Here is a 12,038-nt window from a genome sequence, read left to right as displayed (position 1 = left end):
AACGATGAGGTACGCGTCACCTACAAAGAGCACACGCTGGCGGCCAACGTCGAGCGTCTGACCTACGTTGGCACCGAGTCGTTTACCGGTGCGGGCAATGCCAGCGACAACATCATCACTGGCGGCAACGGCAATGACACGCTGCTGGGCGGTGGCGGGGCTGATCAGTTCTTCGGTGGTGCGGGCATGGACACGGTGTCCTATGACGACAGCACCGTAGGCGTCACGCTCAACCTGAAAACCGGTGTCAATTCCGGAATCGGTGCGGGCGATGTCTACAACGACATCGAAGCAATCACCGGCTCCAAATACAACGACACCTTCATCGCCGATGGCCGGGTGTTTGCCTTCAACGGGGGGACGGGCACCGACACGGTCGACTATTCAACCTCGGCCGAAGCCATCAACGTTGATGTTCGTCCGGGTATCGGTCTGGCAGGCACCGGTGGCGATGCGCAGGGCGATACCCTGGCCAGCATCGAAAAAGTCATCGGTTCGGCCTTCAACGACACGTTCACCGCAGCCCCTCTCAGCACCGTGACCTTCGAGGGCGGCGCCGGCGATGACATCTACTTCGTCAACGGCGGTGGCGTGACCGTCATCGAGCAGGCCGGTGGCGGCAACGATGAGGTACGCGTCACCTACAAAGAGCACACGCTGGCGGCCAACGTCGAGCGTCTGACCTTCACCGGCACCGGCTCGTTTACCGGCGCGGGCAACGACAGCGACAACATCATCACCGGCGGCGCGAGCAACGACATCCTCAAGGGCGGCGGCGGTGCCGACCAGTTCTTCGGTGGGGCAGGCATGGACACCGCGTCCTACGACGACAGCACCGTCGGCGTCACGCTTGATCTGAAGACCGGAATCAACAGCGGAATCGCTGCGGGCGATGTCTATAACAGCATCGAAGCGATTGCCGGCTCGAAGTACAACGACACGTTCTTTGCTGACAGCCGAGTGTTTGCTTTCGACGGTGGCACTGGCTTCGATACGGTCGACTATTCAACCTCAGCCGAGGCCGTCAATGTCGAGATTCGTCCGGGCACCAGCTTGGCGGGAACCGGTGGCGATGCGCAGGGCGATACCCTGACCAACATCGAAAAAGTCGTCGGCTCGGCCTTCAACGACACCTTCACCGCCGCGGCTATCAGCTACGCGACTTTCGAGGGCGGTGCCGGTGATGACATCTACTACGTCAACGGCGGTGGCGTAACGATCATCGAACAGGCGGGTGGTGGTAACGACGAAATTCGCGTCAGCTGGAATACCCACACGATGGCAGCCAATGTCGAGCGCATGACCTACACCGGGACCGTTGCGTTTACCGGTTACGGGAATGCCTGCGACAACATCATGACCGGTGGTATCGGCAACGATGTGCTGTATGGCGGTGGCGGTGCCGACCAGTTCATCGGCGGTGCGGGCATGGACACGGTGTCCTATGACGACAGTACCGCAGGCGTCAGCATCAACCTGAAAACCGGTGTCAGTACCGGGATTGCGATGGGCGATACTTACAACAGCGTCGAGGCAATGACGGGCTCGAAATTCAACGATGTCTTCGTTGGCAGCTCTGTGGCGCTCGCAATCAACGGGGGACTCGGCCTGGATATGGTCAGCTATGAGTCCTCGGACAGCGCGGTCACCATCGACCTGAAAACCAACGCCAACGCCGGCGATGCAGCGGGCGATACGTTCGCCGGGATCGAGATTTTCCAGGGCAGTCGTTTCGCTGACACGTTCCTCGGTTCGACCGCCAACGACAACTTCGTTGGCGGAGCAGGTGCCGACGTGTTCGACGGTCGTGAAGGCATCGACACGGTGTGGTACGCCAACAACACCACCGCCGTGAATATCAACCTGCAGACCGGCGTCAGTCAGGGTGGCGATGCCGAAGGCGATGTATTCATCAATGTCGAGAGTCTGATCGGGACAAGCTTCAATGACACGCTGACCGGCAATGCTGCCGCCAATGGTCTGGAGGGCGGTCTGGGTAACGACGTCATTTATGGCGGAGACGGCAACGATGTCATCTATGGCAGCCTGTACACCCCGCTCGGACCGTTCGCTGTGAATGTTGCAGCGGGTGGGCCGCAGGCCGACCTTCTGTATGGCGGCAATGGCAACGACACCATCGTTGCAGCGCCCGATGACCGTGGCACCCAGGCCTTTGGTGAAGCCGGCAATGACACCATTACCGTGGTGTATGGCATGGCTGACGGTGGTGAAGGCGACGATCTGCTGACCGGCACTGGCGCCGGCTTCTCGCTGTTCGGTGGAGCGGGTGCTGACAAATTGCTTCTGCAGGGGCCCGGCTCGGCGTTCGGCGGCGAGGATAATGACACCTACACCGTCAATACCTCGAGACTGGTCACCATTCAGGACAATGGCACCAGTTCCGGCGACAAGTTGATCCTGACGAACATCAGCGCTCAGCAACTGCTGCTTGATCGGGTCGGCAATGATCTGTTCCTGCATCAGTACAGCGTCTTCGAAGGTCAGACTCCGGAAGACGGCGTGCGACTGAAGGACTGGTTCGCCGGTTTCAACAATATTGAATATATCCAGACGTCTGACGGCAAGTACATCAACCTGCCAACCGGCAATGACGGGTTCGCCATGTTTGGCTGATCCGCCTGATTCGCTGAGATCGTTCAATCAAAGGGGTGAGGCCGGCAACGGTCTCATCCCTTTTTTTAAGGGCAGCTGTCCTGCCGACGCGCAGCCAGCGGAGCTGGCGCGTTTCCTGCAAGTCCCCCTCAAATCGCCATAAAACGAGCGCTCGCGGTCATTGCCCCTGCGCCCGTACCGGCAGAAAGGTTTAGCCAGAAGGCCGCAATGCGCAAAAAGCAGCGCGCAGCCCTGTGACGAACGAGAGGGGAGACCATGAAGGCAGTTATTTTGGCGGGTGGCCTGGGCACGCGCATCAGTGAAGAGTCGCACCTCAAGCCGAAACCGATGATCGAGATCGGTGGCAAGCCAATTCTCTGGCACATCATGAAACAGTATTCCGCCCACGGGATTCATGACTTCGTGATTTGCCTTGGCTACAAGGGCTACGCGATCAAAGACTTCTTCGCCAACTACTTCCTGCACACCTCCGACGTGACGTTCGACATGCGTGAAAATCGCATGGACGTTCACCAGAACTACAGCGAACCGTGGCGCGTGACGCTGATCGACACCGGCGAGGAAACCATGACCGGTGGCCGTCTGCGCCGCGCCGCACGCTATCTGGAAAACGAACAAGCCTTCTGCTTCACCTATGGCGACGGCGTCTCCGACCTGAATATCAGCTCGCTGGTGGATTTCCACCTGACTCACGGCAAGTTGGCGACAGTCACCGCCGTACAACCGCCGGGCCGCTATGGCGCGCTGGATCGTGACGGCGACCGGGTTCTCGGTTTCACGGAAAAACCGCGCGGTGACGGTGGCTGGATCAACGGTGGTTTCTTTGTGCTCTCGCCCAAGGTTTTGCCGCTGATCGAAGGCGACGAAACCTCGTGGGAGTCCGGCCCGCTCGACGGTCTGGCCGAGCGCGGCGAGTTGATGGCGTACCAGCACGAAGGCTTCTGGCAGCCAATGGACACCCTGCGTGACAAGAACCACCTCGAAGCCTTGTGGCAGAGCGGGGAGGCCCCATGGAAGCAATGGGACTGAGTCCGGAATTCTGGCGCGGCAAGCGGGTTCTGGTCACCGGCCACACCGGTTTCAAGGGCAGCTGGCTGACCCTGTGGCTGCAAAGCCTCGGCGCGCAAGTCAGCGGTTTTTCCCTCGATCCGTCGACCGAGCCGAGCCTGTTCGAACTGGCGCGCGTGAGCGAAGGCATCAACGACCAGCGCGGCGACCTGCGTGACCTCGGCGCCTTGCTCGAGATCATCGCTGACACCGAGCCTGAGATCGTCCTGCACCTGGCGGCCCAGCCGCTGGTGCGTGAAGGTTATCGCGATCCGCTGGGGACTTATTCCAGCAACGTCATGGGCACCCTCAATCTGCTCGAAGCGATTCGTCAGGTCGGTTGCGTGCGGGCCTGCGTGCTGGTGACCACCGACAAGGTCTACGCCAACAAGGAATGGCTGTGGCCGTACCGCGAGGACGAAGCCCTCGGTGGTCACGATCCTTACAGCAGCAGCAAGGCCTGCTGCGAGTTGCTGGCGCAGTCTTACGCGGCATCGTTCTTCCCGGCCGACAAGTACGCCGAGCATGGTCTGGCCCTGGCCACCGCGCGCGCCGGCAACGTGTTGGGCGGTGGCGACTTCGCCCCAGAACGGCTGATTCCCGATGTACTGAAAGCCTGGTCGGCCGACGAGCCGGTGACCTTGCGTTACCCGCAAGCCGTGCGCCCGTGGCAGCACGCGCTGGAGCCGCTGGCCGGCTACCTGCAACTGGCCGCCGGCCTCTATGAAGATGGCCCGGAATACGCCGGCGCGTGGAACTTCGGCCCGGGCGAAGCGGACATGTGCAGCGTCGGCGAAGTGGTTGAACTGCTCTCCAACCGCTGGCCTCAGGCCCGTGGCCTGCGCCTCGAAAAGAGTGACCTGCACGAAGCCGGCCTGTTGCGTCTGGACAGCAGCCGCGCCCGTCAGGTGCTCGGCTGGCAACCGCGCTGGACGTTGCAGCAATGCCTGACCCAGACCCTCGACTGGCACTTGGCGTGGCAGAACGGCGACGACATGCGCACCGTGACCCTCGGCCAACTGAACCTGTACCGGGGCGCGTTGTGAGCGAGTTTTCCTTGAAACCGTTGCCGCTGGCCGGGTTGTTCAGCGTCCAGCACAAGCGCTTCGAAGATCAGCGCGGGCACTTCGCCCGTCTGTTCTGCGAAGGCAGCCTGAAAGCGTTCGGCAGTGAATTTCACATCCGCCAGATCAACCATTCCTGCACCCGCGAGAAGGGCAGCGTGCGAGGTCTGCATTACCAGAACGCCAATGCGCCGGAAGCCAAGTTGATCACCTGCCTGCGAGGTGAAGTGTGGGACGTAGCGGTAGACCTGCGCCCGGACTCGGAAACCTTCCTGCACTGGCACGCCGAGCACCTGAAGGCCGGTGACGGTCGCAGCCTGTTGATTCCGGCCGGCTTCGCCCACGGTTTCCAGACCCTCACTGAAGACGCCGAACTGCTTTACCTGCACAGCGCCGATTACGCGCCGGAGCACGAGGGCGGTCTGTCGGTGAACGATCCACGGCTGGCGATCGCCTGGCCGTTGCCTGTCAATAATTTGTCAGCGCGTGATTCCAGCCATCCCGCGCTCGATCAACACTTTGCTGGAGTGCGTCTATGAACTGCCGTGGGTGCGCCGCACCGCTGAGCTTGCCGCTGATCGACCTCGGCACCTCGCCACCGTCCAACGCCTACGTGCACGTCGATCGGCTGGAGCAGGCCGAACAATGGGTGCCGCTGAAGGTCGCCGTGTGCCAGCAATGCTGGCTGGTGCAGACCGAGGATTACACCTCTGCCGACAGCCTGTTCGACGCCGAATACGCCTACTTCAGTTCGTTCTCCAGCACCTGGCTGGCTCATGCCGAGCGTTATGTGGCCGAGATGGTCGAGCGCTTCGGCCTGACCGCCGACAGCCGCGTGGTGGAAGTCGCGGCCAACGACGGCTACCTGCTGCAATACGTGGCCGGTCGCGGCATCCAGTGCCTGGGCGTCGAGCCGACCCGCAGCACCGCGCAGGCGGCACGGGAAAAAGGCCTGGAGATTCGTGAACTGTTCTTCGGTCGCGACACCGCCGCCCAGCTGAAAAGCGAAGGCTGGGCCGCCGACCTGATGGCCGCCAACAACGTGCTGGCCCATGTGCCGGATATCAACGATTTCCTTGGTGGTTTCGCCACGCTGCTCAAGCCGACCGGCGTCGCCACCTTCGAATTCCCGCAACTGCTGACGCTGATGGCCGGCGCGCAGTTCGACACGCTGTATCACGAACACTATTCCTACCTGTCCCTGACCGCCGTGCAGACCCTGTGCGAGCGCAACGGCCTGGAAGTGTTCGACGTCAGCCAGCTGACCACCCATGGCGGATCGCTGCGGGTGTTCGTCCAGCGCAAGGACGGTTTACGCCGCGCCGTGCAGCCAGCGGTGCAGCAGCAGTTGCAGGCCGAGCTCGACGCCGGGGTGAAAACCACCGGGTACTACGCGACGCTGGCGCCTGCCGCCGAAAACATCAAGCACCAGCTGCTGCGCTTCCTGTTGCAGGCCAAGGCCGAGGGCAAGCGCGTGGTCGGTTATGGCGCGGCAGCCAAAGGAAATACCTTGCTCAACTTCGCCGGCGTGAGGACGGATCTGCTGGCCTGGGTCGCCGATGCCAACCCGCACAAACAGGGCAAGTTCCTGCCGGGCAGTCGCATTCCGATCGTGGCGCCCGAGCGCATTGCGCAAGAGCGGCCGGACTACATTCTGGTTCTGCCCTGGAACCTGTTGAGCGAAGTGACGCAACAACTGGCCGAAGCCAAAACATGGGGTGCACGCTTTGTCGTCGCCGTTCCGGAGTTGAGCATTCAATGAGCAGAATTCACTACACCAAACCCAGCGTCGGCGAACTCGAAGCGCAATATGCCCTGGATGCCGTGCAGAACGGCTGGGGCGCGCGCTGCTACGAATACCTGACCCGCTTCGAACACGGCTTCGCCGAGCATTTGGGCGCGACCTATGCGATCGCTACTTCCAGTTGCACCGGGGCGTTGCACATGGGCATGGCGGCATTGGGGGTCGGTGCCGGTGACGAAGTGATCCTTGGCAATACCAACTGGATCGCTTCGGCGGCGCCGATCACCTACCTGGGCGCGACCCCGGTATTTGTCGATGTGCTGGCCGACAGCTGGTGCCTCGACCCGCAGCAGGTCAGAAACGCGATCAGCCCGCGCACCAAGGCCATTCTGGCGGTGCACCTGTACGGCAATCTGTGTGACATGGATGCCTTGCTGGCCATCGGCAAGGAATTCGGGATTCCCGTGATCGAAGATGCGGCCGAAGCCATCGGTTCGCAGTGGCGCGGTCAGGCGGCCGGTTCGATGGGAGCCTTCGGTGCTTTCTCGTTCCACGGCACCAAGACCATGACCACCGGCGAGGGCGGAATGTTCGTTACCTCGGACAAGGCCTTGTACGAGCGCGTGCTGACCCTGTCCAACCACGGTCGCGTGGCGGGCTGCACCAAGCAGTTCTGGCCAGAGTTCGTCGGTTTCAAATACAAGATGAGCAACCTGCAGGCGGCCGTCGGTTGCGCGCAGGTCGAGCGGATCGAAGAGTTGATCGCGCGCAAGCGGGCGATCTTTTCCAACTATGCACAGGCGCTGGAAGGCGTACCGGGCGTGTCGCTCAATCCCGAGCCGGCTCACGGGCGCAACGGTTACTGGATGCCGACCGTGGTGTTCGATGCCGACACCGGTATCCATCGCGACCAGTTGATCGCGGCTTTCCAGGCGGCTGACATCGATGCCCGGGTGTTCTTCTGGCCGCTGTCGACGTTGCCGATGTTCAGCGGGCACAACGTTGACACCCCGGTGTCATTCGCCCTGCCGGAGCGCGCCTTCAATCTGCCGAGCTATCACGACATGACCGACGCCGATCAGCAGCGCGTGGTGCAAGTGGTGCTGGACATGTTGGCAGGCAGGCCCGCGCTGTGAAGATGTATCTGCTGGGGGCCGCCAACCCGGAAGCGGTGCGCATGCTGCACGCGGTCAAGCGCAGTACGCCGAATGTCGAGTTCGCCTTTCTGGACAACGATCCGCGCAAGCACGGCACGCTGTTTTACGGGGTGCCGGTGGTGGGTGGTTCGGAGCGGGTCGCCGAGCTCAATGGCCCGGACGTGCGCTTCGTCAATCTGATCACCGGCAGTACCCGGTTACGCTACGAAACCACCTGTCAGTTGGTGGAGGCAGGGGCGAAGCTCGGCCAGTTCGTTCATCCCGGTATCGACCTGAGCATGATCCGCATGGGGCAGGGCAGTTACCTGCAGGAAGGCGTGTTGATGCAGGCCGAAGTCGAACTCGGCGACAACACCAGCATCAGCGCCGGTAGCGTCGTGGGGCATGAAGGGCGGATCGGCCATTCAGTGTTCATGGCGCCGGGCGTGTGCATCGCCGGCTGTGTGGAAATCGGCGACGGTACGTTTATCGGTACCAACGCCACGATTCTGCCGCGTCTGCGCATCGGTCGCTGGGTGACTATCGGCGCCGGCGCTGTGGTGACAAAGGATGTCCCGGATTTTTCGGTCGTGGTGGGCAATCCCGCCAGGATCATCAAGACCAACACCGTGCCATACCCTGACGCCAGGGTGTTCAGGTAAGCCGTTTTCCCGAATTTTTGGAGAGTCGCAATGAATCCACATGAGCAGTTTCGCGAAGAAGTAAAAGCCAACATCGAAGGCCTGCAACAGGACAAGGCGCTGCAAACCGAGTCTCTGGATTGGGTCGGCACTACCGCTAAACACAAGTACACCTACAACTTCAGCTGGATGGGCCGGCCGATCATTCAGTTCCCGCAGGACATGGTCGCCATGCAGGAAATCATCTGGAACCTGCGCCCGGACATCATCGTGGAAACCGGTATCGCCCACGGCGGTTCGCTGGTGTTCTACGCCTCGATCCTCGAGCTGATCGGTCACGGCGAAGTCCTGGGCATCGATATCGACATCCGCCAGCACAATCGCGAAGCCATCGAAGCGCACCCGATGTTCAAGCGGATCAGCATGATCCAGGGTTCGAGCATCGACACCGCGATCGTCGACCAGGTGCGCGAACGCGTGCAGGGCAAGAAAGTGCTGGTGGTGCTGGATTCCAATCACACCCACGAGCACGTCCTCGAAGAGCTGCGTCTGTACGCACCGCTGGTGTCGGTGGGCAGCTACTGCGTGGTCATGGACACCGTGGTCGAAGACATGCCGCAAGACGCCTTCCCGGATCGCCCGTGGGGCAAGGGTGACAACCCGAAAACTGCTGTGTGGGCTTACCTGAAAGAGAGCAGCGATTTCGAAATCGATCAGGCCATTCACAGCAAGTTGCTGATCACTGTCGCGCCGGATGGCTATCTGCGTCGCGTTCGTTAATCGACAAAAACAACGTTGAGTTTTCGGCGACTCGTCGCTTGTGGGGAATTTATGCAAGGCAAGAACAGTTCTGGACACGGTTTGGCACTCAACGAACAGTTGACCGTTGTGCTGATATCTCACGAACGCCCGGCGTTTCTGCGCAGGGCCGTGCGTTTCTACAGCACCCTGCCGTGCAGGATCCTGGTGCTGGATTCTTCGGCCGAGGCACAACCGGACATGCTCGGGCAGTTTGCCAACGTCGACTACCAGCACTTGCCGCAGTACGGCTACTGGGGCATCCGCGCCAAGCTGGCCTACGGTGTCGAGCAATTGCAGACGCCGTACATGGTGTTTGCGGCGGACGACGACTTCCTCGTGCACGATGCCTTGCATGAAGCCGTCGCCTTCATGAATGCCAACCCCGATTACAGCCTGTGCCATGGCTACAGCATGATGTACCTGTCGCTGGCCAACAGCGTCAGCTACTACCGTCGCGACAAGAAGGTCTGCGAGGACTACTCGGCCGATCTCGCCCAGGATCGCCTGATCGACTACATGTATCAGTACCTGCCGCCGTTCTATGCCGTGCAACGTACGGAGATTCTGCGCGACTGGTATGCGGCCATGCCGCAAGACACGATCTTCCAGTGGCAGGAAGTCGGTCACACCTACTACATGCTGGCGCGGGGCAAGGCGCGGATTCTGCCGATCCCGTACGTGGTGCGTGAGCTCAACTATCAGCACTCCGACCACAACACCGAGATTTATCACTCGCTGGCCTACACCGACGCCAGGCACGTCGCCGAACGCGAAGCCTTTGCCGGTTTCCTTGCCGGGTTGCCGACCCAGGTCAAGCATCAGGATCCGGAGCAGGGCAAACAGTTCGTGCTGGATAGCTTCGAAGCACTGGCCGACAGCCTGCGCGCCGGTCGCGCGTTGACTGCCGAGCTGGTATTCGAGTCGGCCTGGACCGATATCGAGGCGGGCCCACAGCGCCGTTTCGGCCCGAAACAGTACGTCGAGATGCCGTTCTACAATCAGGCGTTCTTCGATCAATTGACCCAGTTCGAATTCCTGCTGCACTCGATGCCGGCAGGGCGCCTGCAGTTGCAAGGCCTGGAAGGCATCTGGGCGCGCCAGCAGAACCTGATGCTGGCCCGCAACAACGACACCCCGGAAAGTGTGGTCGACCGTTTGTGGCAGGCCCACGACAGCAACGTGTTCAACCGCCAGGTCATCACGCGTCTGATTGACCAGTTGCAATCGATGGGTGAGGAAGAAGACGCGCAAAAACTGCGCGACTGGATCGCGCGTCTGCAAGCGACCTCCCTCAAAGGCAACGATCAGGCATTCGGCAAGATGAGGACCGGTCGCCTGCTTGAATGGCTCGCGGCGCGTCAACCGGATGCCGGACAGCTCGAGGCTATCGCCGGTCACCTGGCAGCCCACGATGGCGGTCCGCAGTTCGGCATCTTCCTGCTCGATCTGGACAACGACATCGACAAGTTGCAGATCACCCTGGACAGCCTGCTCGAAGGTCACAGCAAGGCCTTCAAGGTGGTGGTGTTCACCACGGGTGAGCCGCCGGCCGCGACCACTGCGCAAAACACTTTGCACTTTGTCCGGGTCTCGCCGAGCAATTTTGTCGACAAGCTGAACCTGAGCGTCAATCAGTCGCCGTGCGACTGGCTGTTGCTGGCCGAAGCGGGCGACGAGTTCACCGCCGGCGGTCTGTTGCGCGCCGGTCTGGAGCTGGCGTCTGCCGACGGGTGCCGCGCGGTGGCCACCGACGAAATCCAGCGCACCGCCGATGGCGCACTGGTGGATGTCTTCCGTCCGGGCTTCAACCTCGATCTGTTGCAAAGCCTGCCGGCACTGATGGCACGGCACTGGTTGATCCGTCGTGAAGTGTTGATCGAGGCCGGTGGTTATCAGGCCGACTTCAGCAAGGCGCTGGAATTCGATCTGCTGCTGCGCATCATTGAGCAAGGTGGTCTGGATGGCCTGGCTCACCTTGACGAACCGCTGTTGATTGCCGGTGCTTCGGTGCTGGAAGAAAACGCCGATGAGCGTCAGGCGCTGCTGCGTCACCTGGGCAATCGTGGTTACAAGGCGAAAATCACCTCGTCGAAACCGGGCACTTATCAGGTCGACTACCGTCACGGCGAACAGCCATTGGTGTCGGTCATCGTGCCGGCAATCGATGATCTTCCTGCGCTGCAGCGTTGCATCGAAGGCGTACTGCTGCGAACCCGCTACACCCGCTATGAGGTGTTGATCGCCGCAGGTCCCAATCTGTCCGCCGCGGTCAATGACTGGCTGGGCACACTGCAGCACGCCAAGGTGCAGGTCTTGCGTGCCGATCAGCCACTCGGTGCCGTGGCGCTGAGCAACGCCGCCAGCCAGCAGGCGCAGGGTGAATACCTGGTGCTGATGGCCGCCGACGGTGAAGTGGTCAATCCGAACTGGATCGAGTCGCTGCTCAACCATGCCCAGCGTCCGGAAGTCGGCGTGGTCGGTGCGAAACTGGTGGACCGCGATGGCAAGATCGCTCAGGCCGGTCTGATTCTGGGGCTGAACGATGGTGTCGGTTCTGCCTTCATCGGTGAGAAACATGACGCCGAGGGCTACATGCAGCGTCTGGCCGTGGATCAGAACTACTCGGCGGTGTCGGGCATCTGCCTGATGATTGGCAAAGCACTGTTCAATGCGCTGGATGGTCTGGATGACGCGCAATTTGCTGACGGCTTCAGCGATGTCGATCTGTGCCTGAAGGCGGGTGAAGCCGGTTTCCTCACCGTCTGGACGCCGCTGGTTCAGGTCATCCATTCGGGCGAGGTGCCGCAGGCGCCACAGGCACTGCAAGCGCTGCGTGAAAAATGGTCCGGCGCTTTTGCCCGGGACACGGCGTATAACCCGAACCTGAGCCTGAGCGGCAAAGGTTTTGTTCTCAACGAAAGTGCTTCGCTGGACTGGGCGCAGTTGCTCGCCTAAGCCTTCGCACAGGGAA

Annotated in this window: 9 protein-coding genes; all 9 read left to right on the top strand. The window is 61.3% G+C overall.

Annotated elements, in window-relative coordinates:
• Nucleotides 1-2,634: beta strand repeat-containing protein (locus ACODTD_RS25585; protein WP_489105346.1), on the top strand; the 2,634-nt coding region annotated here is incomplete at its 5' end.
• Nucleotides 2,635-2,889: 255 nt separating this feature from the next.
• The gene (gene rfbF / locus ACODTD_RS25580) at nt 2,890-3,663 is read left to right on the top strand and encodes a glucose-1-phosphate cytidylyltransferase (protein ID WP_011333025.1); all 774 of its coding nucleotides are present in this window, start codon (nt 2,890-2,892) and stop codon (nt 3,661-3,663) included.
• Nucleotides 3,645-4,727 carry a CDP-glucose 4,6-dehydratase gene (gene rfbG / locus ACODTD_RS25575; protein WP_115076983.1) on the top strand — a complete coding sequence of 361 codons (1,083 nt, stop codon included), beginning with the start codon at nt 3,645-3,647 and terminating at the stop codon, nt 4,725-4,727. Before rfbF ends, rfbG begins: the two co-directional genes overlap by 19 nt.
• Nucleotides 4,724-5,284: a dTDP-4-dehydrorhamnose 3,5-epimerase gene (rfbC, locus tag ACODTD_RS25570; protein ID WP_007958330.1), complete on the top strand. Its 561-nt coding sequence runs from the start codon at nt 4,724-4,726 to the stop codon at nt 5,282-5,284. Before rfbG ends, rfbC begins: the two co-directional genes overlap by 4 nt.
• On the top strand, nt 5,281-6,507 hold the full coding sequence (locus ACODTD_RS25565) for a class I SAM-dependent methyltransferase (protein WP_201819403.1): 1,227 nt from the start codon (nt 5,281-5,283) through the stop codon (nt 6,505-6,507). Before rfbC ends, ACODTD_RS25565 begins: the two co-directional genes overlap by 4 nt.
• On the top strand, nt 6,504-7,625 hold the full coding sequence (locus ACODTD_RS25560; protein ID WP_221615214.1) for a DegT/DnrJ/EryC1/StrS family aminotransferase: 1,122 nt from the start codon (nt 6,504-6,506) through the stop codon (nt 7,623-7,625). The genes ACODTD_RS25565 and ACODTD_RS25560 overlap by 4 nt, the downstream gene beginning before the upstream one ends.
• A complete protein-coding gene (locus ACODTD_RS25555; RefSeq protein ID WP_041475175.1) occupies nt 7,622-8,287 on the top strand; it encodes an acetyltransferase in 666 nt (221 codons plus the stop codon). The genes ACODTD_RS25560 and ACODTD_RS25555 overlap by 4 nt, the downstream gene beginning before the upstream one ends.
• 30 nt (nt 8,288-8,317) lie before the next feature.
• Complete coding sequence (locus ACODTD_RS25550; protein WP_011333030.1) at nt 8,318-9,046, top strand: cephalosporin hydroxylase family protein; 729 nt, start codon at nt 8,318-8,320, stop codon at nt 9,044-9,046.
• Nucleotides 9,047-9,097: 51 nt separating this feature from the next.
• Nucleotides 9,098-12,022, top strand: coding sequence for a glycosyltransferase family 2 protein (locus ACODTD_RS25545; protein ID WP_285354573.1), 2,925 nt, complete (start codon nt 9,098-9,100; stop codon nt 12,020-12,022).
• The last annotated feature ends 16 nt before the right edge of the window (nt 12,023-12,038 follow it).

The sequence above is a fragment of the Pseudomonas sp. FG35 genome (assembly GCF_057809295.1).
Note: the sequence above shows the minus strand (reverse complement) of the source record. Positions and strands in the feature narration are given on the sequence as shown.